This is a genomic window from Pseudonocardia humida (assembly GCF_023898865.1).
In the GTDB taxonomy this organism is placed as follows: Bacteria; Actinomycetota; Actinomycetes; order Mycobacteriales; family Pseudonocardiaceae; genus Pseudonocardia; species Pseudonocardia humida.
Genome location: NZ_JAGSOV010000056.1, coordinates 1 through 20,565, shown reverse-complemented (window position 1 = coordinate 20,565; position 20,565 = coordinate 1). Strand labels below are relative to the sequence as shown.

Genomic DNA, 20,565 nt, shown 5'->3' with positions numbered 1-20,565 from the left:
GTCGATGTGGAATTCCGCTACCTCGGCCGGTCCGGCCTGCAGATCTCCGAGATCACCTACGGCAACTGGCTCACCCACGGTTCCCAGGTCGAGAACGACGTCGCGACGCAGTGCGTGCGCGCGGCGCTCGACAACGGCATCACCAGCTTCGACACCGCCGACGTCTACGCCAACGGCCGCGCCGAGGAGGTGCTCGGGGCCGCGCTGAAGGGCGAGCGCCGCGAGTCGCTGGAGATCTTCACCAAGGTCTACTGGCCGGTCGGGCCCGACCCCAAGGGCAAGAACGACACCGGGCTCTCGCGCAAGCACATCATGGAGGGGATCGAGGGCAGCCTGCGCCGGCTGGGCACCGACTACGTCGACCTGTACCAGGCCCACCGCTACGACCTGTTCACCCCGCTCGAGGAGACGATGCAGGCCTTCGCCGACGTCGTCCGCGCGGGCAAGGCCCTCTACATCGGGGTCAGCGAGTGGACGCCCGACCAGATCCGCCGCGGCCACGCGCTGGCCACCGAGCTGGGCGTCTCCCTGGTGTCCAGCCAGCCGCAGTACTCGATGCTCTGGCGGATCATCGAGGACGAGGTCGTGCCGACCTGCGAGGAGCTCGGCCTGGGCCAGATCGTGTTCTCCCCCGTCGCCCAGGGCACGCTGACCGGGAAGTACCGCCCGGGCGAGCAGCCCCCGCAGGGCTCCCGGGCCACCGACGACAAGGGCGGCGCGAACATGATCAGCCGCTGGATGAAGGACGACGTGCTGGCCGGGGTGCAGCAGCTGCGTCCCATCGCCGACGACCTCGGCCTGACCATGGCCCAGCTGGCGGTGGCCTGGGTCCTGCAGAACCCGAACGTCTCCGCCGCGATCGTCGGGGCATCGAGTCCGGAGCAGGTGGCCGAGAACGCGAAGGCCGCCGGCGTGCGGATCCCGCCGGAGGCGATGACCCGGATCGAGGAGGCGCTCGGCGAGGTGGCGACGCGCGACGCGGCCCTCGTCGGCCGGGCCAACCCGCGCCGCCGCCCCGTCTGATCCCACCCCCCGCCCGATGTCAGGAAAGCCACCATCAGGACACCTGACGTCCTGATGGTGGCTTTCCTGACCGTGAGGACGTACCGGACGCGCGGCTGTCAGCAGGAGTGGGCGACCGGCGTCGCGTCGGCCCGGTCGAGCAGCTGCCGCCAGCCCTGCGGGGTGAGCGCGTAGTCGGCCACCGGGTCGAGGCCCGCGGCCGCGGCGTTGCCCGGCTCGGCAAGCCGCGGGTTGAGCACATCGCGCGGACCCTCGAAGGCGGCTGAGCCGGCGGTCAGCCGGGCCGCCGCGCGACCTCCGGGCTGGTCGTGTCCAGCGGCACCGCGGGCGAGCGGACCAGGCCCAGCTGCACGGTCTGCCGGCCGACCGTGGCGTCGAGCAGCCAGTCGGCGGCCACCCGGATCCGGTTGCCCGGCATCGACAGCAGGTGGTAGCCGCGGGTGACCGCGGCGGCGGGCAGCCCGGTCAGCGGCACGTGCAGCGGGTTCGCCGCGGCGTCGGTCCCGCCCAGCTCCACGACCCACCCGAGGTCGTGGTGGCGGTAGCGGCCGGCCTTCCCGTGCCCGAGGGAGGCCGCGACGTTGCGCCCGGCCAGCTTGCCCTGCCGCTGGGCGTGCTGCGCGGTCATCGCGGTGTACTGGCCGGGGCGGGTGCGGTCGGGGACGGCGGCGGCGTCCCCGCAGGCCAGGACGTTCGGGCAGCCGGGGACGAACAGGTCGTCGTCGACGACGAGCCTGCCCTTGGCCGTCTGCGCGCCGAGCGCCTCGACCAGCGGGTCGGGGCGGACGCCGACGCACCACGCGATGGTCCGGGTGGGCACCTGCTCACCGGTGGTCAGGCGCACCCAGCCGGGGCCGGCCTCGGCCACCGACTGCTCCGTGCGCACCTCGACCCCGCGGCGGCGCAGCACCGCGTCGGCCTCGCGCGAGAGCCGCTCGTCCAGCTCGGGGAGCACCCTCGGGGCGAGGTCGAGCAGCATCCACCGCGGCCGCACCCCCTCCAGCCCGGCGATCGAGCGGGCCAGCACGTCGGTGAACAGCACGCCCTGCGCGGCGACCTCGGTGCCGGTGTAGCCCGCACCGACCACCACGAACGTGCTGCGCGCCCGCCGCTCCGCCGGGTCGTCGGCGGCCGCGGCCAGCTCCATCTGGCGCACGATGTGGTCGCGCAGGTAGAGGGCTTCGGGGATGCCGCGGAACCCGTGCGCGTGCTCGGCCACCCCGGGCACCGGCAGCAGCTTGTTGACGCTGCCCACGGCGACGACCAGGCGGTCGTAGTCGATCCCGCCGCGGGTGCCTTCGGGGTCGGTCCAGGAGACCCGCTGCGCCCGGATGTCGACGGCGTCGACCTCGCCCAGCACCAGCCGCACGCCGGGCAGGGTCGCGGTCAGCGACACCGAGATGCGCCGCGGGTCGACGACGCCGGTCGCGACCTCGGGCAGCAGCGGCAGGTAGAGGAAGTAGTCGGTCGGGTTGACCAGGACGACCTCGGCGGCCTCGCGCAGCCGCTTCCGCATGGTCCGCACGGCGTGGTAGCCGGCGAAACCCGCCCCGATCACGACCACCCGGGGGCGCCCGTCCCCCTTCCACCCGTTCGCGGACACGACAGTCCCACCGCTGCTCGCCACGCCTCGTCTCTCTACCCGATCGCCGCCCGGACGACCAGGAGCGGGTTCCGACCGCGCCCCGCTCGCCGGTCGGTCAGCCCGGCGGCGCGAGCAGCTCCGCGACGTCGAACTCCTGCGTGAGCACCCCGAAGCGCAGCATCAGGTCCGACACCCGTTGCAGGTCGGGCGCCGCCAGCGCCGTAGGCCAGGCCCCGAGCGTCAGCTGCGCCACGATCTCCGGCTCGACCGTGGTGTACTCCGGCAGGGTCTGCTCGACGACCGACCGGTCGGCCATCTCGTACTGCGCCTTGCCCAGCGCGCGCTCGAACGCGGCGAGGGTGTTCGGGTTCTCCTGGGCGAACCGGGACGTGGTGGCGACGCCCGCGATGGGCAGCTCCGCCGTCGGCCCGGCGGCCACGTCCAGGACGCTCCGCGCGTCGAGCCGGCTCTTGGCCAGCGCGATGAACGGCTCCAGCAGGATGGCCGCGTCGATCTGGTCGTTCTGCAGGCCCGGGATCATGTCCGGGAAGGGCAGCTCGACGAACTCCACGGTCTCCGGGTCGACCCCGGCGTCCTGCATCGCCGAGCGGGCCATGATCTCGGTGATGCTGTTGAACGTGTTGGTGGCCACCCGCTTGCCCGCCAGGTCCTGCGGGGTGCGTACCACCGAGTCCGGCATCGTCACCAGCTGGAACGACTTCTCCGCCGTCTCGTAGCCGGGCTGCAGGACGCGGAAGTCGTCGATGCCCTGGGCCTGGGCCAGGATCACGGACGGCCAGCTGGTCCAGCTCAGATCGAGGTCGCCGGAGACCAGCTGCGGGATCGCCACCGCCCCGCCCTGGATCGTCACCAGCGTCACGTCGAGCCCCTCGGCGCCGAAGTGGCCCGCGCTCTGCGCGCGCTGCACGGCGGCGAGGTCGACGATCGGCAGCACCCCCACCTGCAGCTCGGTCTTCTCCAGGTTCCCGGGCTGCGCGGGCCCCGGAGCCGCCTGCTGCGGTTGGGCCTGCGACCCGCTCAACGCGCTGCACGCCGTGGTGATCAGGAACGCGGCGACGGCGAAGGGGATCAGCAGCGATCGCCTCGCCCGGGGAGCGGGGGCACCCGACCTGGTCATCGTGGACGTCCTCCTCGGGCGGCGGCGACCTGGGGGAAGTGGCGGACGAGCCGACGCCCGACGGCCTCGCCGACGAGGCCCCGACACGCGTCCCGCGCATCCTGGAGCACCCGATCGGGTGCTCGCAAGAACTCGTCCCACCGAGTGCGGTAACGCTTGTGCTGCGCCCCGGGCCAACCCGCCCCGGCCCGCGCCGGACGGGGATCAGGCGCCGCCCACCTGCTCCGCGACGAGGTCGGCGGGCAGCCCCAGGAACCGACCGAAGCGCTGCACCTCGGCGGCGAGGGCGGCGGATCCGTCGGGATCGACCGGCCCGAAGAGCGCGACGTGCACCGTGGTGGACCGGCGGGTGAGCGTGCGCTTCCAGGTGCCGACCGCCCGGCCGTCGACGACGACGGCGCGCTCGACCGGCTCGCCGGGGGCACCCGGGTGCGCGAGCACGACCCGGAGGTCCTGGTGGGCCACGATCGTCTCGTCGTACATCGCCAGCAGCAGCCCGGTGGGCCCGGCCGGCTCCGCGGCCGGCGCCACCTGCGGCTCCGCGTACCACGCGGTGCCGTCGTGGTCCTCGCGTTCCAGGGCGTCGCCGATCCGGTCGAGGGCCGCGCGGGTGTCGGCGACGGTGAGGCTCGACCAGGCGGCGAAGTCGCGCACCGTGGCCGGCCCGTGGCTGCGGAAGTAGCGCAGCGCGAGTTCGGCGACGGCCTCGTCGTGGGGGCGGTCGTCGGTCGGCGCGGTCGGGGCGCGGTCGTCGAGCAGCGCGTAGGTCTGCTGCTTGCCGCGCCGCGGCCCGCTGCACAGCACCTCCTCCAGCTCGGCGTGCATGAGCAGGTAGCCCAGCCGGAGCCCGTCGGCCTCGATGCCCTCGGCGCGCAGCCGCCGGGCCAGTTCGGCCCTGGTCTGCGGCCCGCCGCCCACCGCAGCGGCGACGACCCGCCGGCCGCGCGCCAGCAGCGCCGCGTCGAGCTCGAACTTCCGGTACCAGTACCGGTTGAGCGCGTGCACGCGCGGCCGGGTCAACCGCAGCAGCCAGCGGATGTCGGTCCGGGTCACCAGGTGCCAGGTGGGGCGCAGCAGGTGCGTCCGCAGGAGGTCCCCCCGGTCGAGCACCTCCTCGACCTCGGCGTCCGTGTACCCGGCGGTGCGCTGCGCCAGCGACCACTTCACCTCGGCGAACTCCTGGCCCTGCACGGCCCCCGACCAGGCCACGGCCTGCTCCGGACCCGCGAAGGGCTCACCGACCAGGCGCTGCTGCCGCAGCCGTCGACGCACGACGGCGAGCGGATCGAGGGTCACGGCGCACCGGCCCGCCACGTCATGCCCCGAGAGTGCCGCGCCGCCCGCGGGGCGTCATGGCCGGCATGGCGAGGTGGTGGTGCTCCGCCCGCCGGTTCAGCCGCGGAGCCGCGCGACGGCCTCCCGCAGCCCGCCGTAGGCCGCCAGCTCGGCGGCCACCGGAGCCAGCACCAGCTCGTCGGCGACCCCCGTCACCGCCGAGCGCAACCTCGACTCGACCGCCTCCCGCCGGCGCCGAGCGCCCACCCGCGCCGGCAGCCTGGCCAGCACGGCGACCAGCAACCCGGCCAGCAGCCCGCCGAGCAGCAGCGCCGTCGGCAGGGGCAGCTCGCCGATGTCCGGGGTCCCCGGCTCCGGCAGGCGCAACACGGTCAGCACGTAGAGCCCGGCCAGCCACAGGCCGCCGGCCAGCGCGAGCACGGCGAGCAGCACCTGCAGCAGCCCCACCGCGCGCCACCACACCGGTTTGCGCTCGAGCCCGAGGTCGGTGGTCGCGACGGCGCGGTCGAGGGCGTCGGGGAGGTCGGCGGAGCGGGACCGAGCGGCGGCGCGGACGGTGTCCGGCCACGGGTCGGGCAGGCCGTCGGCGGCCGAGTCGGCCAGCGCGCGCAGGGCGAGGTCGACCCGGGAGCGCTCCACGGCCGACGCCGCGGGCAGCGACGTCCGGGCGACCGGGGCGTCGCCGTTGGACTCCGCCGGGACCGGCCGCGCGCGGTCCAGGTGCAGCCGGCGCAGCGGATCGGGTCGGAACCGGCGCAGCCACCGCGTGTACGGCGACCCGGTGGCCGCCACCGCGCGGTGCACCGCGGCGCGCTGCACCGCGGCGCCGACGGCGGGGACTCCCGCGGCCGCGCTCAGGGCGGTCACCAGCTCGCGGGCCGTGCCCACGGGCAGCTCGGTGCGCGCCGGGCCGGCGACGACGTCGGCGAGATCGGCGGCCACGTCGTCCAGGTCGGCGGACACCCGGCGCAGCGCGGCGCGGTGCGCGGCGACCGCGCCGGTGAGCACGGCCTGCAGTTCGGCGCGGCCGCCGGGGGCGACCGCGGACGTCGCGAGCACCGGGACGTCGGGCAGGCCGTCGTCGGCGAGCAGGCGCCGGACGTCGGCGAGCGCGGCGGTCGCGTGCTCGGCCGGGAGCCGGTCGACCTGGTTGAGCACGACCACCATCACCTCGCCGTGGCGGGCGAGCGGGCGCAGGTAGCGGTCGTGCACGGCGGCGTCGGCGTACTTCTGCGGGTCGAGCACCCAGACCAGCACGTCGACCAGGGCGACCAGCCGGTCGACCTCCAGCCGGTGCGCCACCTCGGTGGAGTCGTGGTCGGGCAGGTCGAGCAGGACCAGCCCGTCGAGGTTCGTCCCGACGGCGGGCTCGACGAGGTGGCGGCGCGGGATCTCCAGCCAGTCGAGCAGCGGCCCGGCGCCCTCCCCGCCCCACACCGCGGCGTGGGCGACCCCCGTGGTCGGCCGGCGCACCCCGACGGTCGAGACGTCCGCCCCGGTCAGCGCGTTGAACAGGGACGACTTGCCGCTGCCGGTCGCCCCGGCCAGGGCGACGACGGTGTGCGCGCCGGACAGCCGAAGCCGCTCCCCCGCGCGCCGGGCCAGCGCCCGCGCCGGGGCCAGCCGGGCCTCGTCGAGGTGGCCCTCGCCGGTCTCCAGGACCCGGTCGAGCGCGCGGAGCCGGGCCGCCACGCCCTCCTCGGCGGTGGTGCGTGCGCGGTCGGCGGTGCGCAGCTTCATCGGGCCCGCTCCACCGCGGCGGCCGCCCGGTCGAGCGCGGTCGCGTCGTCGGGACGGGTCGCGTACCGCTCCAGCAGGCCGACGAACCGGGCCTCCTCGCGGCCCAGCAGCGCCGCGGCCCGGTCGAGCAGGTCGGCCCGGGCCTGGTCGGCCAGCGCCCGCACGGCCTGGTCGCCGAACATCGCCTCCAGCACCTTCTGCGACAGCACCGTGGTGCCCCCGGCCACCGCGACCTCGATGGGCGGCGCCATCACCGACGTCGTGGCGAACACCAGGATCATCACCAGCAGCCCGGTGGCGTTGACGCTGTACGCGGCGACGCGCGCCGTCGTGCGCCGTTCGCCCCCCTCGCGCCGGACGAGGTCGAGCACCGCGGCCTGCCAGTCGCGCACGGTGCGCTCGGCGTCGGCCCGGAACCCGGGCGACACCCGGTCGAGCCGCTCCTCCGCGGAGCGCAGCAGGGCGGCGCCCGCGGCGCTCGACCGCCAGGTCGTCGCGGCGCGCTCGGCGGCCTGCTCGGCGGCGCTGTCCACGAGCAGCGCCACCCCCGACTCCAGCGCGACGGTCAGGTCGCTGCCCGGGCGCGGCCTGCCCATCAGCGCCGCGGTGAACCGGTCCCGCCAGCGCCCGACCCTGTCCTGCAGGGTGCGCAGCAGCTCCCCGGTGCCGACGAACTCCTGCCAGCGGGCCAGCACCTCGCCGCGCAGCAGGACACCGTCGCGCATGCCGGTGTCCACCTCGGCGAGCGCCGACTCGTAGGCCGCGCGGACGTCGGTGCGCAGCCGGGTGGCCGCGTCGACCTGCGCCCTGGCCTGCGCGGCCAGGGCCGTGGTGCGCGGGCGGAGGCTGTCCAGCGCGCCGTCGAGGGTGCGCCGGACGACGGCGTCCCGCTGCGCGGCGTCCTTGGCCAGGTCGTCGAACCAGCCGCGGATCGGTCCGATCACCGCGTCGGGCAGCAACCCCTCCTCCAGGACGGTCTCGGGCACGACGAACAGCGGCGCGTCCCCGAGGCCGTGCTGGGCGAGCATCTCCCGCAGGTGCGCGGCGATGTCGTGCTCGGCGCCGGGCGGCACGCGGTCGAGCAGCACGGCCAGCGCCGTTCCGCGCGACGCCGCGGTCTCCAGCACGTCCCACGGCACGGCGTCGGCGTAGCGCGCGGCGGTGGTGACGAACAGCCACAGGTCGGCGGCGGCCAGCAGCTGCCCGGCCAGCCGGCGGTTCGCCGCGACGACCGAGTCGATGTCGGGGGCGTCGAGGAAGGCCAGCCCCGGCTCCAGCGCGCTGGACGGGACCAGCTGCAGCGTCTCGTGGTCGGTGCCGGCGCCGGTGGTGCGGGTGAGGTCGGGCAGCACGCGGGTGTCGGCGAACCAGGCCAGGTCGTCGGGGTGGCAGACCAGGACCGGGGAGCGGGTGGTCGGGCGCAGCACCCCGGACGGCGTGACCGCCGCCCGGACCAGGCTGTTGACCACCGTCGACTTGCCGGCGCCGGTGGAGCCGCCGACGACGGTCAGCAGCGGGGCGTCCAGGCGGCCCAGCCGCGGCAGGACGTAGTCGTCGAGCTGGTGCACGAGCTCGGCGCGGGCGTCGCGGGCCTGCGCGGCCCCGGGCACCTCCAAGGCGAACGGGGCGGCGCTGGCCGCCTCGCGCAGCGCGATCAGCGCCTGTGCGAGCGGGACGTCGGACTGCATGCCCTCACCTCGTCGATCGGGATCCTCCCGGCGTATGCCCGATCGGCAGGCGGTCGAACCGGATTCGACCCACTACCCACCGCCTGAGCAGCAGTTCGCGCGGCAACTCGGAATGTTCTGGAGGTACCGCTTGACAGGGTCTGCAGTCGCAGCAGTAGTATTGCTGCAGCAGGCACGACGATGAACGCCACAGGGACGGCGACCGGTCGAGACGCGCGGAGGGTGATCATCAGGACGGCCCCCGAACATCTGGATCATCCATAGGTTCTCTGTCGACGCGGGGCCCGGCCGGTCAGGTCGGGTCCCGCCTTCGTCGTCGGCCCCGGCCCGACAGCGCCCCACAGGGAGGGACCGCGGCACCGATGGGTGTGAGCAGACTCGACGACCAGGACTACCCCGCGTTCACCATGGGCCAGGCCGCCGAGGTCCTCGACGTCCAGGCCGCGTTCCTGCGCAGCCTCGACGCCGCGGGCGTCCTGCGCCCGCAGCGCTCCGGCGGTGGGCACCGCCGCTACTCCCGCCGCCAGCTCGTCCTCGCCGGCCGGCTGCGCGAGCTGCTCGACCAGGGGCTGACGCTCGAGGCGGCCACGCGGATCGTGGACCTGCAGGACCAGCTCGACACCGCCCGCTCCCGCATCGACGAGCTCGAAGCGAGCCAGGACGGCGCGTCCGGCCCACCGGGAAGGCACCCCCCGCCGGCTCCTGCGCGCAAGCCGCTGTAGACCACATGTTCGATAGGCGCTAGGGTCGGAGCCGTGCCCGGGCCGGAGAGGGGAAGCTCCGGCCCGGGCACACCTCGGGGTGGCGTCGGCGGCTCATCGGATCAGCCGGTGGCCACCAGGACCACGCCGACCAGCACCGCGCCGATGCCGAGGGCCTGCACGGCGCGCAGCCGCTCGCCGAGCACGGCGACGGCCACCACGACGGAGACGACGGGGTCGAGCGAACCCAGCGGTCCGACGGCGGCCAGCGGGCCGATCCCCACCGCGGCCACGATCGCCAGGTCACCGACCACGTCGACGAGGCCGATCGCCCCCGCGGTGGCCAGCAGCCGCGGGTGCGGCGCGAGGCAGGCGCGGGTGTGCCGGCTCGCCGCGAGCAGGGTCACCACCAGCGCCCCGACCTGCACCGCGAGGGCCACGGCGATCGCCGGCCCCAGGCCACCGGGATCGGCGGCACCGGCCGCGGTCGTGGCCAGGTCCAGCAGGACGAAGAAGCCGCCGAACCCCAGCGCGGCCAGCGCGGCGAGGACCACCGAGACCCGGGTGGAGGTCGCGTCGTCCTCCGGCACGCACCGGTCGTCGGCCGGGACGGGGTGCGCGCGGGCCGGGCTGGGCCGCACGAGCCTGCGGTGCTCACCCTCCCCCGCGCCGCTGGTGTCCGGACCGTCGCCGTCGCCGGTCGCGGCGACCACGAGCACCCCGACCACCACCGCCACCACGCCGACGACGGCGGGCCAGGCCAGCACCTGCCCGCCGAGCAGGCCGGCGACCACCGGGATCACCACCCCGGAGCCGGTCACCGGGGCGACGACGGCGGTGCGCCCGTACTGCAGCGCCGTGTAGAACAGCAGCAGGGCGACCGCGGCGAGGGCACCCGCGGCGAGGCCCCACCCGACCGCGGGCCGGCTCAGCGCCGGTCGCACGACCAGCGCGGCCGCCCCGAGCAGCAGCAGCCCGGTCAGCTGCGACCACAGCGCCACCGACGCCGTCGAGTAGCGCCGCACCGCCGAGCCGCTGAGGACGTCGCTGAGCCCGTAGGCCACGCTGGCGGCGAGCGCCAGCACCACACCGACCAGCATCCGCCGCTCCTCACCGGGACCGCTCGACGAGCGCGGTGGCCTGGAAGGCGGCGAGCGCGGTGCGCAGCGCCGCGAGGTCGCCGGTGGCGCCGGCGAGCAGCACCCCGCCCTGGTAGGCGGCCAGCAGGGCGCCGGCGGCGGCGTCCGGGTCGAGGTCGGCGGCGAGCTCGTCGTGCTGCCGCACCCGGTCCATGGCCGCGGCCAGCACAGCGCGCCAGCGGCCGAAACCGTCGGCCAGCGCGGCGCGGGCGGCGTCGTCCTGCTCGCCGAGCTCGTGGACCAGGGAGCCGATCGGGCAGCGCACCGGGTCGTCGGCGCCGTACCACTGCTCGGCCGCGGTGCACCACGCCCGCACGTCGGCGGCGGTGGAGACGGTCTCCAGCAGCGGGCGCTGGGCGTCGAGGACCCGCTCGACCTGCTGTGCGACGACCGCGGCGACCAGGTCGGACTTCCCGGCGAAGTAGAGGTAGAGCTGCCCGCGCCCGGTGCCCGAGCGGGTGCCGATCTGGTCGAGCGTGGTGGCCCGGACGCCCTGCCGGGCGAACAGCTCGCACGCCGCGTCGATCACCCGCTGCACCGTGGCCCGCCCCTTGGCCGTGCTCGGCTCGGTCCGCATCGCACGCTCCCTCGTTTGTACCGCGCAGTACATTTTTATGTATCACACAGTACATTCCCGGGCGGACGCGGTCCAGCGCGGGTCACCGGGCAGACCGCACCCGACATCGCCGGGTCGAGGCCGTCCTCGCCGCGGTGCCACCGGGTCGCGGTCATCGCGGCGGTGGTGCACGTCGTCGGGGTGCGGTTCGACTGACCGCGGCTCAGTGGCGCAGCGGGCGGAAGAACGCGCGGATGTCCTCGACGAGCAGTTGCGGCTCCTCCATCGCCGGGAAGTGCCCGCCGCGCGGCATCACGGCGACCTGCGGACGGGCGTAGGCGCGCTCGATCCAGCTCACCGGCGGCGGATCGCCCCCGGGCAGGAACAGCGCCAGCCGGGCGGGCGGCTCGATCCGCCGGCCCGCCGGCAGCGGCGCCGACTCCCCCGCGCCCGGCGGGACCGGCGGGACCGGGCAGGCGGGGTGCGGGCGCGACGCGAGCGCCCACTCCTTGTACAGCCGCACCGACGAGGCGATGGTCCCGGTGACCCAGTAGATCATCACGGTGGTCAGCAGGTCGTCCTTGGTGAAGCGCCGCTCGACGTCCCCGGCGCAGTCGCCCCACGAGCGCCACTTCTCCACGATCCAGCCGGCCAGCCCGGCCGGGGAGTCGGTGAGCCCGAAGGCCAGCGACTGCGGCCTGGTCCGTTGGACGTGCGCGTAGCCGCCCTCGGCCTCGGCGTTGCGCACCCGGGCCTCGACGAAGCGGCGCTCCTGCCCGGTCAGCTCGGCGGTGTCGACGTCGGGTTCGGCCCAGTGCCCGACGTGCACCCCGACCACGTGCTCGGGGTGCTCCAGCGCGAGCCGGTTGGTCACGAACGCGCCGATGTCGGTGCCGTGCGCGGCGAACCGCCGGTAGCCGAGCACCTCGCTCATCAACCGGACCCACAGCCGCGGTAGCCGCCGCGCGGTGCCGGGCCCGCGCGGGCGATCGCTGAACCCGAAGCCCGGCAGCGACGGGACCACCACGTCGAAGCTGTCGGCCGGGTCGGCGCCGAACCGGGCCGGGTCGGTCAGCATCGGGACCAGCGCGCCCGGTTCGGCGAAGGTGCTCGGCCAGCCGTGGGTCAGCACCAGCGGGAGCGGGTCGGGGCCGCGGCCGCGCTCGTGCACGAAGTGCACACCCACGCCGTCGATCCCGGCGCGGAACTGGGGCAGGCGGTTGAGCCGCTGCTCGGCCGCGCGCCAGTCGAATCGGTCCCGCCAGTAGCCGACCAGCTCCCGCAGGTAGGCCACGTCGGTGCCGTCCGCCCACCCCGCCCCCACGTCGTCCGGCCAGCGCGTGCGCTGCAACCGGATCGCCAGGTCGTCCAGCACGGCGTCGTCCACGGCGATCCGGAAGGGCCGGGCCCCGCCACCGCCCCCGTCAGCCGGACCCGTGGCGGGATCCACGGCGCGTCAGAGCGAGGCCAGCAGCGCCCGGCACGCCTGCTCGCACCGCCGGCACGCCTGCGCGCACACCTCGCAGTGCTGCATGCCCATCTCGCCGTGGCGCGCGCACTCGTCCCCGCAGGCCCGGCACGCGGTCGCGCACGCCTCCAGCAGGGCGCGGGTGAGGTCGGCGTCGGAGGCGGTGCGCCGGGACAGCACCCGCGCGGTCGTCCCGCACACGTCCGCGCAGTCGAGGTTGCGGCCGATGCACGTGCGCAGGTCGGCGACGGCCTCCTCGCTCAGGCAGGCGTCGGCGCAGGCCGTGCACGCCTGGGCGCAGTCGACGCACGCGCGGATGCACTCCGCCAGCGCTTCGCGGTCGAGGCTGCCGAGGTCGGCCGGGTAGGTCTCCAGCATCGCTGCGGCCTGGGTCATGGTGGTTCCTCCTCGGGAGTGGACTGGTCGGTTCACGCCGATCAGGCGGTCCGGCAGCTCGCCAGCCGACCGGAGCGGGGTGCCCGACGAGCCGGGATGCATGCACGCTCGGTCATCGGGCCGGGCGGGCGGCGTTTGAGCTCCCGCGAGCGGGGCAGCCACGCCCGCGTGCGCCGGAGCGCGACCGGGCAGCGCCCGACCGACGGGGCCGCCGTGTGCCGCAGGCGCACGGTGCTGCTCGGCGCGCTCGCCGCCGCCGCGACCGCCTGCACCCCGACGACACCAGGAGGGCCACCGGACATGGGCACGTCGACGACCCGAGCGGGGAGCGGACCCCGGCTGGCCGCCCGGCCACCGGCCACCCCGCCCATCGCGGACGACCCGCAGCCGGGCGTGCGCGTCCTGGACCTCGGCCCGGGGCCGGAGGTGCTGCTGCGCGTGCCACCCGGGCTCGACGACGGCACCCCGGCGCGGCTGGTCCTGAGCCTGCACGGGGCAGGCGGGGACGCGACGGCCGGGCTCGCCCCGCTCGCGCCCGTCGCCGACGCGCACCGGCTCCTGCTGCTCGCCCCGGGCTCGCGGGGCAGCACCTGGGACGCGGTGCGGGGCGGGTGGGGACCCGACGTCCGCCGGGTCGACGACGCGGTGGCCCAGGTGCTCGCGGCCTTCCCCGTCGACCCCGCCCGGCTCGCGATCAGCGGGTTCTCCGACGGCGCCTCCTACGCGCTGTCGCTCGGGTTGGCCAACGCCGACCTGTTCACCCACGTCCTGGCGTTCTCCCCCGGGTTCGTCGTGCCGGTGCCCCGGACCGGCACCCCGAGCGTCTACATCTCCCACGGCCGCGCCGACCGGGTCCTGCCCATCGACCGCACGACCCGGCGCATCGTGGCGTCGCTGCGGTCCGCGGACATCCCGGTCGAGGTGCGCGAGTTCGACGGCCCGCACGTCGTCCCCGCCGCCATCGCCGAGGAGGCCGCGCGGCACCTCGGCGCCTGATCGGCCCAGGCCCGTCCGGTTGCCGCGGCCCGTGCTGTTAGAGCGGCCCGGTCGGGGGTACGCCCACCATTGCTGGTTCCGGTCGGCCATCCGGGCAGGGCAGCGCGGGGTGAGCAGCGGTGCCGCACCGTTCCGGCCCGGCTCGCACCCGTTCGACCCGCCCGACCCGCGACAACCGCCGAACGTCCCCGGAGGCAGTCCGTGCTCCTGATCCCGCTCCTGATCCCGTTCCTCCTCCTGACGTTCCTGCTGTTCATGGAACGCGTGGAGGACGTGCTGCTCGGTCAGCACCCGGACGAGGAGGAGGCGGTGCGGCTCCAGCGGGCGCCGGAGGCCGGCCAGGTCCGGGCGCCGGCGCGACCGGTCGAGCGCGTCCGGCACCACGGGGACGCGGGCAGGCGGCGATCGTCGACGACCTCCGGCCGGAGCGAGCACGCGCCGCGCACCGGACGGCTGCACCACGCCCGCGACCGCGCGGTCCGTCGGTCCCCGGTGCGGCGCGTCGACGAGGTCGGTCTAGAGCTGCACCGGAGATCGGCCTGACGCCCCACCGGGACGTGGCCGCCGAGACTGCGCGGAGCCGCTGCGATACCTTCCGCACCGCCTGAACAGGCCACGGGGGGAGCGGCAGTGGACGGCGAGCCGATCGATGCCGACGACCTCCCCGATGCCGCGCCTCCTGCCGACCCGATCCTCGTCGGCTGCCTGGAGCTACGCCTCCCGCGCCGTCCCGATGATCACCGGCGCTGACCGGCGCAGCGCGCGCCACCGGTTCTACGCCGCGCCTGCCACCACGCCCGTCGAGCTCTCACTCCCTCCCCGTCTCGAGAGCTGGGACGCCAAGAGCCACCCAGCGCAGCTGGGCCTCACCGACTTCCTCGACCACGCCGAGCTCGACCTGAGCGCACACCTCCGCGCGGAGCCGCCGTGGACGCTGGAGCTGGCGGTCGGCCTGCCGACGACGGTCCCGCTGCTCGACCACCACGACCTCGACAACTACCTGTACCCCCTGGCCCGCAGGCTGGGCGGGCGGCGCCTGGTCGCCGCACGCGCCACCAAGGCGTTCGGCCCGCGATCCACCGCCCGCCTCGACACCGCCCGCCCGAGCCCTCCCCCCGATCACCTCTCCGTGCACCACCTGCGCACGACCGCGTCCGCCCAGACCACCGCCTACAAGCGGCAGATCCACACCCAGCTGGTCGCGGCCGGGGCGAGCTGCCCGCCGCCGGGCACGGCGCTCTCGGCGGTCATCGGCTTCCGCCACAGCCCGCGCCGCAACTGGCTCGGACTCTGGAAACCGACCCTCGACGCCCTCGGCCCGCTGATCGGGGAGGGCTCCCGGCCGTGGAGCCCGCGGGACGGGGCGATCGTCGAGCTGGTGCTGACCTCGACGGTCGATCCCGCGCTCGGCTGGGACGTCGAGATCTGCGCCGCGGCCGTCCCGATCCGGCCGACCAGGCCATCAGATCGCCGCGCCGGTGGCTCCGGGGGCCTCAGCGGCTGACCCGCGACCGCCGCACCCGTCCGCGGCGAGCAGCCCGCCTGGCCGCAATCATGTCCGATTCTCAGGACCGGCTCAGCTCCAGCGTGGAGGATGGAGGAGCCGGCGGGTGAGAGAACCCCGAGCCGTCGGCGGAGGAGGACCCGATGTCGGCGATCGGTTCGGTGCTGGGCCTGGTCCTGCTGCTGTTCGGGCTGGTGATGGTGGCCCGGTTGATCGTCGACTGGGTCGGCGTCATCGGCGGCTCCCGGGCGGAGTGGCTGGTCGGCGCGCAGCGGGTGACCCACGCGATCACCGAGCCGGTGATCGCGCCGGTGCGCCGCGTGCTGCCCGCGGTCGGCGCCGGCGGGGTCAGGATCGACCTGGCCTTCACGGTGGTCTTCATCGCCGTCTGGCTGCTGCGGTCGGTCGCCCTCTCCCTCTGACCGCCGGGGCCGAGCCGAGGACAATCGTCCGGGTCCGGTTCGTCGTCCGACCGCGCGGAGGATCACCATGGCCAGCTCGCCCACCGGAGCCGACGGGCCCGAGCGGGAGGTCCTCGACGCCGAGGACGCCCGCTACCGCGCCATGCTCGCGGCCGACACCGCGGCGCTCGGTGCCCTGCTCGACGAGCAGCTGACCTACACCCACTCCAGCGGGACGCGCGACACCCGCGAGTCCCTGCTGCGGAAGATCGCCGACGGGGCGCTGGTCTACCGGGAGATCGCGCACCCCGTCGACCAGGTCGCGATCGTCGGGGACACCGCCGTCGTGGCCGGGAAGATGATCGGCTCGGTCGTGCTGGACGGCGCCCCGCTCCAGCTCGACAACAGCACGCTGTCGGTCTGGGTGCGGCAGCAGGGCACATGGCGACTGCTCGGCTTCCAGCCCACCCCGTTGGGAGCCCGCAAGCCCGAGTAGCCGACGGCCGGCGCGCGGGGGGTCAGCGCGCGGCCAGGCGCTCCAGCCCGTCGAGGACGAGGTCCAACCCGAACTCGAACTCGGCCTGGTCGTCGCACCAGCCGAGGGTGGTCTCCCCGTCGTGCGACGCGGCCGACAGCACGGCCACCACGTTCGGGAACTGCTGGGCGAGCTGCTGCATCATCTCCGCGGCGTCCGGGTCGGGCGCGCCCCCGTCGGCGGCCTGGAACAGCTCCAGGGTGAAGCCGAGTGCCCGGCTGCCGAGGGCGTGCAGGCCGTGGTGGACGAGGTCGGGAGACAGCCCACCGCTCAGCAGCTGGCCGGTCAGCGCGTCGAAGTAGCGCATCGCGGCGGGGGTCATGGTGCTGCGCGACCCCACGACGCCGGGCGCCCAGGGGTGGTTGAGCATGACCTCGCGGGCGGCGAGGATCCGCCCGCGCACGACGGCCTTCCACCCGTCGGCGGGTGGGGGTGGGTCGGCGGGAGGGGTCGCGTCCAGCCCGACCGCGGTGTTGATCTCGGTCACCACGGCCTCCGCCATGCCGTCGAGGAGCTGGTCCTTGCCCGGGACGTGGTGGTAGAGCGACATCGCCTCGACCTCGAGCTCCTGGGCGAGGTTGCGCATGGTCACCGCGGTGATGCCGCGCGCGTCGGCGATCCGCACCGCCGTCCGCAGGACCCGCTGCTTGGTCAGGGGCACGCGGGGGCGGGGTTCGGCGTCGGGCTGCGCCGCCATGCACCCCTCCTCTCGCTCCTGCCGACCCTACTTCGCCACCCCGTCCTCGATCGTGCGCCGCTGCCCGTTGACCAACCTTACGACGTACGGCTACCTTACGCGGTAAGGACGCCTTACACCGTAAGACTGGCGCGGCATCCCGCCGCATCGGCCCGACCGCCCGGAGGACCGCCCATGACGACCGCCACGACCACCGCCGCACCGACCGGCACCGGGCCGGGGCACGCCCCCGGCGCCGCCCTCGGTGCCGGCCTGGCCTACCTCGGGGTCGCCCTCGCCGGGATGACCGGCTTCCTGGTGATCCGCGCCCAGCTCTACGTCCCGGGCGACGCCGCGGCCACCGCGGCCAACCTGGTCGACAACGAGGGCCTCGCGCGCCTCGGGGTCGCCGCCGACCTCGCCCTGGTCCTCACCCAGGCGGTGGCCGCGCTGTACTTCCTCGCGCTCCTGCGACCGGTGAACCGCGTCGCCGCAGCGGCCGTGGCCGCGTTCGGCCTGGTGAACTCCGTCGTCGTGCTGGTGGGGACGGCGTTCACGGCGACCGCGCTGGAGGTCGCGGTGCAGGGTGCGACCACCCCCGGCGGTGACGCCGCGGTCACCGCGCTGCTGCTCTACGACCTCAACGACGCCGTGTGGGGCGTGGGCAACCTCTTCTTCGGCCTGTGGCTGATGCCCATGGGCTGGGCGGTCCGGCGCAGTGCCACCATGCCCAGCGCACTCGGCTGGATCCTGGTGATCGGCGGCGTCGGCTACGTCCTGAGCGCCTTCGCCGCCCTCGTGTTCCCCGCCCTGCCCGCCGCCGTCGCGCAGGTCCTCGTGCTGCCTGCGACCGTCGGCGAGTTCTGGATGATCGGCTACCTGCTGCTGCGCGGGCGCTCGGCCGCCGGCCGCGACCGCGGGGACGCCGCCGGCTGAACCGGGCGACAACGGCGTGCGCATCTTGGCGCAACCGGCCCGAGATGCACAGGTCGTCGAACAGATCGATATGAATTCGCGGCCTGGCGGACCGCCGCCGCCCGACTCCACGCCGCCCACTTCCGTCTACCGCTCAACGGTGTTGTCAGCATTGGTCCGGTCGGCGTAGTCGTCGCCGACCGGACCTGGTCGGCGCGGCTGCCAGCGAACTCTCAGCCAGGACCCCGGCATTTCCTCAGGGATCTCTCAATGTCCACGCGGGCCGACCCGACTGCCGGACCCAACTTTCGTGGCGCTATCGTCCGAATTCCATGAATGCGGGGAGCCGGTCGCACAGCATTCTCTCGGCTCGCCACAGGAAGCTCCCAGGAATGGGTCCTGGACGAGAGGACAGCATGCCGATCTGTGCCTGGCCGACGACGGGCGTCGCCGCGTGAGCACGGTGTTCATCCCGCGCTCCCGCACGTCGAGCAGCCGATCCCGGCCCTCGTGGGCGGCCCGGCTGCGCGCCCGGTACCGGGGCATGCGCCCGCGCACCCGGTGGCTCAACCTCGCGCTGCTGGTCGCCCTGGCCGCGGCGATCTGGCTGGCCGTGCAGGCCGTGGGCGGGCCGCAGGCCCCGCCACCGGAGGTGCGGACGGTCGCGGTGGTCCGGGGTCCGGTCACCTCGACCGTCACCGGCAGCGGCAACGCCGAGTCGGCGCAGAGCACCCCGGTGAACTTCGCCGTGTCGGGGACCGTCACCGCGGTCAACGTGCAGCCCGGCGACACCGTCACGACCGGTCAGGTGCTGGCCACGATCGACGACGGGAGCGCCCGGGCCGCCCTGCGCACCGCGCAGGCCCAGTACGACAACGCGGCCGCCGCGCTGGCGCAGGCCGAGGCCGGGCCCACCGAGGTCGGCAAGCAGCAGGACGCGCTGGCGATCACCCAGGCCCAGCAGGCGCTGGACAACGCCAGGGTCTCGGTCGACGCGGCCAAGGCGCAGCTGGCCCTCGACGACGAGTCGACCCGCACGGCGATCGAGAACGCCGAGGAGCAGCTCGACAACGACCGGGAGTCGACCGGACAGGCCGTCGCCGACGCCAAGGCCAAGCTGGCCACGGACACGACCGCCCAGAACGCGCTGGTGAGCGCGGCGGAGGCCGACGAGCGGACGGCGTGCTCCGGTTCGGCGGCCGCCCCCGCCGGCGACGACGCCGGTACCGGCACCTCCGCCGGGTCCAGCTGCGCCACGGCGAAGCGGGCGACCACGACCGCGAAGAACACCCGGACGTCGACGCTGCAGGCCGACCGGCAGGCCATCACCACCGCGGAGCAGACCCGGGAGTCGACCCTCGACAAGGACGAGCAGGCGATCACCACCGCCGAGCAGACCCGGGAGACGACCCTGCTCGCCGACGAGAACGCGGTCACCACCGCGGAGCAGTCGGTGACCACCGCCGAGGGCAACCTGACCAGCGCGCAGCTCACCGCCCAGGCCAACCTGAACCCGCAGACCCCCGCCCAGATCGCCCAGGCCCGGGCCAACGTGGACAGCGCGCAGGTCACCGTGGACACCGCGCAGGCCGACCTCGACGCCACCGTGCTGGTCGCGCCGCAGGACGGCGTGGTGCTGGCGGTCAGCGGCGAGGTGGGCCTGTCCAGCAGCGCCTCCGGGTCGGGCGCCGGCGCCGCGTCGGCGGCGACCGGATCCGGTGGCGCTTCCGGTGGTGGCTCGGGCGGCGGTTCCGGCGCCACCGCGTCCACCGCGTCCACCGCGGCCGGCTCGGCGGGCGAGGGCTTCATCGTCATCGCCAACCTCAGCGCGCTCGCGGTGACCGCGAACGTCCCGGAAGCGGACGCGGCGACGGTCGAGCTCGGCCAGCCGGCCACCGTCACGTTCCCCGGCACCGGGACCACCGCCGCCGGGACGGTCACCCGGGTCGACCCGCAGAGCACGGTGGTCAACAACGTCGTGCTCTACCCGATCACGATCTCGCTGGAGACCGCCCCGCCCGGGGTCGGGGTCGGGTCCACCGCCGAGCTCTCGATCACCACCGGGACCGCGCAGAACGTGCTGAAGGTGCCCACCCAGGCGGTCACCACCACGGGCGACCGGCACACCGTCACGGTCCTGCGCGACGGTGTCGAGACGGTCGTGCCGGTGCAGATCGGGGTCTCGGGCACCACCGACACCGAGATCACCAGCGGCGTGGCCGTCGGCGACCAGCTGGTGCTGCCCGGCACCGGCCCGACCACGGGCACCGGATGAGGCGCCCGGTCATCGAGCTCCGGGCGGTGTCCAAGACCTACGGCCGCGACGACGTCGTCGTGCGCGCGGTCGACCGGGTCGACCTGGTCGTCGAACGCGGCGACTACGTCGCGGTGATGGGCGCGTCGGGCTCGGGCAAGTCGACCCTGATGAACATCCTCGGCTGCCTCGACACCCCGACCAGCGGCCGGTACTCGCTCGACGGGGTCGACACCCGCCGCCTCGACGAGCGCCGCCAGTCGATGATCCGCAACCGGAAGATCGGCTTCGTCTTCCAGTCGTTCAACCTGATCCCCCGCACGTCCGCGGTGAGCAACGTCGAGCTGCCGCTGGCCTACGCCGGGGTCCGCGGCGGCGAACGGCGGCGCCGCGCGTTGACCGCGCTGGAGCGGGTCGGGCTGGCCGAGCGCATCCACCACAAGCCGTCGGAGCTCTCCGGTGGGCAGCAGCAGCGGGTGGCGATCGCCAGGGCGCTCGCCACCGACCCCGTCCGGCTGCTGGCCGACGAGCCGACCCGCGCGCGTGACAGCCAC

The 20,565-nt window shown here is 75.2% G+C and carries 21 protein-coding genes; 10 read left to right on the top strand and 11 right to left on the bottom strand.

Translation table 11 applies throughout. The features are described from left to right. The first annotated feature begins 6 nt into the window (after positions 1-6). Complete coding sequence (locus KDL28_RS26515) at positions 7-1,023, top strand: aldo/keto reductase family protein (RefSeq protein WP_252442762.1); 1,017 nt, start codon at positions 7-9, stop codon at positions 1,021-1,023. Positions 1,024-1,121: 98 nt separating this feature from the next. On the opposite strand, the gene KDL28_RS26510 is transcribed toward KDL28_RS26515, so the two are convergent. From KDL28_RS26510 to KDL28_RS26485, 6 genes are all read right to left on the bottom strand, one after another. Next, positions 1,122-1,262 carry a hypothetical protein gene (locus tag KDL28_RS26510; protein WP_252442698.1) on the bottom strand — a complete coding sequence of 47 codons (141 nt, stop codon included), beginning with the start codon at positions 1,260-1,262 and terminating at the stop codon, positions 1,122-1,124. A 35-nt stretch (positions 1,263-1,297) separates the two neighbouring features. Further along, a complete protein-coding gene (locus KDL28_RS26505) occupies positions 1,298-2,626 on the bottom strand; it encodes an NAD(P)/FAD-dependent oxidoreductase (RefSeq protein ID WP_308216068.1) in 1,329 nt (442 codons plus the stop codon). 97 nt (positions 2,627-2,723) lie between these two features. Continuing rightward, positions 2,724-3,746: an ABC transporter substrate-binding protein gene (locus tag KDL28_RS26500; protein WP_252442696.1), complete on the bottom strand. Its 1,023-nt coding sequence runs from the start codon at positions 3,744-3,746 to the stop codon at positions 2,724-2,726. A 204-nt stretch (positions 3,747-3,950) separates the two neighbouring features. Next, positions 3,951-5,042 (bottom strand): winged helix DNA-binding domain-containing protein, encoded by a 1,092-nt coding sequence (locus KDL28_RS26495; RefSeq protein WP_252442694.1) that lies wholly within the window; start codon positions 5,040-5,042, stop codon positions 3,951-3,953. A 96-nt stretch (positions 5,043-5,138) separates the two neighbouring features. Next, entirely contained in the window at positions 5,139-6,782 is a 1,644-nt protein-coding gene (locus tag KDL28_RS26490) for a GTPase (RefSeq protein WP_252442692.1), read from the bottom strand. Further along, on the bottom strand, positions 6,779-8,470 hold the full coding sequence (locus KDL28_RS26485) for a dynamin family protein (protein ID WP_252442689.1): 1,692 nt from the start codon (positions 8,468-8,470) through the stop codon (positions 6,779-6,781). Before KDL28_RS26485 ends, KDL28_RS26490 begins: the two co-directional genes overlap by 4 nt. A gap of 362 nt (positions 8,471-8,832) precedes the next feature. Here KDL28_RS26485 and KDL28_RS26480 point away from each other — a divergent pair, with 362 nt between their 5' ends. Next, complete coding sequence (locus KDL28_RS26480) at positions 8,833-9,192, top strand: helix-turn-helix domain-containing protein (protein ID WP_252442686.1); 360 nt, start codon at positions 8,833-8,835, stop codon at positions 9,190-9,192. 101 nt (positions 9,193-9,293) lie between these two features. Here the strand turns inward: KDL28_RS26480 and KDL28_RS26475 are convergent, their stop codons facing one another. The 4 genes from KDL28_RS26475 to KDL28_RS26460 all read right to left on the bottom strand — a co-directional run bounded on the left by KDL28_RS26475 (position 9,294) and on the right by KDL28_RS26460 (position 12,730). Next, positions 9,294-10,271: an EamA family transporter gene (locus KDL28_RS26475; protein WP_252442684.1), complete on the bottom strand. Its 978-nt coding sequence runs from the start codon at positions 10,269-10,271 to the stop codon at positions 9,294-9,296. A 10-nt stretch (positions 10,272-10,281) separates the two neighbouring features. Then, on the bottom strand, positions 10,282-10,887 hold the full coding sequence (locus KDL28_RS26470) for a TetR/AcrR family transcriptional regulator (RefSeq protein WP_252442678.1): 606 nt from the start codon (positions 10,885-10,887) through the stop codon (positions 10,282-10,284). 202 nt (positions 10,888-11,089) lie between these two features. Further along, on the bottom strand, positions 11,090-12,316 hold the full coding sequence (locus KDL28_RS26465; RefSeq protein ID WP_308216067.1) for an epoxide hydrolase family protein: 1,227 nt from the start codon (positions 12,314-12,316) through the stop codon (positions 11,090-11,092). Between the two features lie 6 nt (positions 12,317-12,322). Beyond that, the gene (locus KDL28_RS26460; RefSeq protein ID WP_252442674.1) at positions 12,323-12,730 is read right to left on the bottom strand and encodes a four-helix bundle copper-binding protein; all 408 of its coding nucleotides are present in this window, start codon (positions 12,728-12,730) and stop codon (positions 12,323-12,325) included. Positions 12,731-12,898: 168 nt separating this feature from the next. Here KDL28_RS26460 and KDL28_RS26455 point away from each other — a divergent pair, with 168 nt between their 5' ends. The 5 genes from KDL28_RS26455 to KDL28_RS26435 all read left to right on the top strand — a co-directional run bounded on the left by KDL28_RS26455 (position 12,899) and on the right by KDL28_RS26435 (position 16,127). Further along, complete coding sequence (locus KDL28_RS26455; protein WP_252442672.1) at positions 12,899-13,726, top strand: alpha/beta hydrolase; 828 nt, start codon at positions 12,899-12,901, stop codon at positions 13,724-13,726. Positions 13,727-13,927: 201 nt separating this feature from the next. Then, entirely contained in the window at positions 13,928-14,269 is a 342-nt protein-coding gene (locus tag KDL28_RS26450; RefSeq protein ID WP_252442670.1) for a hypothetical protein, read from the top strand. Between the two features lie 190 nt (positions 14,270-14,459). Continuing rightward, positions 14,460-15,230, top strand: a complete 771-nt coding sequence (locus KDL28_RS26445; protein WP_252442668.1) for a hypothetical protein — start codon at positions 14,460-14,462, stop codon at positions 15,228-15,230. A 143-nt stretch (positions 15,231-15,373) separates the two neighbouring features. Continuing rightward, positions 15,374-15,652, top strand: coding sequence for a YggT family protein (locus KDL28_RS26440; RefSeq protein WP_252442666.1), 279 nt, complete (start codon positions 15,374-15,376; stop codon positions 15,650-15,652). Between the two features lie 67 nt (positions 15,653-15,719). Continuing rightward, entirely contained in the window at positions 15,720-16,127 is a 408-nt protein-coding gene (locus KDL28_RS26435; RefSeq protein WP_252442663.1) for a nuclear transport factor 2 family protein, read from the top strand. 22 nt (positions 16,128-16,149) lie between these two features. Here KDL28_RS26435 and KDL28_RS26430 read toward each other — a convergent pair whose 3' ends face one another. Next, a complete protein-coding gene (locus tag KDL28_RS26430) occupies positions 16,150-16,863 on the bottom strand; it encodes a TetR/AcrR family transcriptional regulator (RefSeq protein WP_252442661.1) in 714 nt (237 codons plus the stop codon). A gap of 174 nt (positions 16,864-17,037) precedes the next feature. On the opposite strand from KDL28_RS26430, the gene KDL28_RS26425 reads away from it, so the two are divergent. The 3 genes from KDL28_RS26425 to KDL28_RS26415 all read left to right on the top strand — a co-directional run. Continuing rightward, positions 17,038-17,778, top strand: coding sequence for a DUF4386 domain-containing protein (locus KDL28_RS26425; RefSeq protein WP_252442659.1), 741 nt, complete (start codon positions 17,038-17,040; stop codon positions 17,776-17,778). A gap of 433 nt (positions 17,779-18,211) precedes the next feature. Continuing rightward, entirely contained in the window at positions 18,212-20,032 is a 1,821-nt protein-coding gene (locus KDL28_RS26420) for a permuted SH3 domain-containing protein (protein ID WP_252442657.1), read from the top strand. Further along, the coding region (locus KDL28_RS26415) for an ABC transporter ATP-binding protein (RefSeq protein WP_252442651.1) at positions 20,029-20,565 on the top strand (537 nt) is incomplete at its 3' end. The genes KDL28_RS26420 and KDL28_RS26415, both read left to right, overlap by 4 nt.

Bases quoted from the DNA above. Each gene is read 5' to 3' on its own strand.
- KDL28_RS26500 (WP_252442696.1), bottom strand. From the start codon at position 3,746: ATGACCAGGTCGGGTGCCCCCGCTCCCCGGGCGAGGCGATCGCTGCTG.
- KDL28_RS26490 (WP_252442692.1), bottom strand. From the start codon at position 6,782: ATGAAGCTGCGCACCGCCGACCGCGCACGCACCACCGCCGAGGAGGGC.
- KDL28_RS26485 (WP_252442689.1), bottom strand. From the start codon at position 8,470: ATGCAGTCCGACGTCCCGCTCGCACAGGCGCTGATCGCGCTGCGCGAG.
- KDL28_RS26480 (WP_252442686.1), top strand. From the start codon at position 8,833: ATGGGTGTGAGCAGACTCGACGACCAGGACTACCCCGCGTTCACCATG.
- KDL28_RS26475 (WP_252442684.1), bottom strand. From the start codon at position 10,271: ATGCTGGTCGGTGTGGTGCTGGCGCTCGCCGCCAGCGTGGCCTACGGG.
- KDL28_RS26470 (WP_252442678.1), bottom strand. From the start codon at position 10,887: ATGCGGACCGAGCCGAGCACGGCCAAGGGGCGGGCCACGGTGCAGCGG.
- KDL28_RS26460 (WP_252442674.1), bottom strand. From the start codon at position 12,730: ATGACCCAGGCCGCAGCGATGCTGGAGACCTACCCGGCCGACCTCGGC.
- KDL28_RS26445 (WP_252442668.1), top strand. From the start codon at position 14,460: ATGATCACCGGCGCTGACCGGCGCAGCGCGCGCCACCGGTTCTACGCC.
- KDL28_RS26440 (WP_252442666.1), top strand. From the start codon at position 15,374: ATGTCGGCGATCGGTTCGGTGCTGGGCCTGGTCCTGCTGCTGTTCGGG.
- KDL28_RS26435 (WP_252442663.1), top strand. From the start codon at position 15,720: ATGGCCAGCTCGCCCACCGGAGCCGACGGGCCCGAGCGGGAGGTCCTC.
- KDL28_RS26430 (WP_252442661.1), bottom strand. From the start codon at position 16,863: ATGGCGGCGCAGCCCGACGCCGAACCCCGCCCCCGCGTGCCCCTGACC.
- KDL28_RS26425 (WP_252442659.1), top strand. From the start codon at position 17,038: ATGACGACCGCCACGACCACCGCCGCACCGACCGGCACCGGGCCGGGG.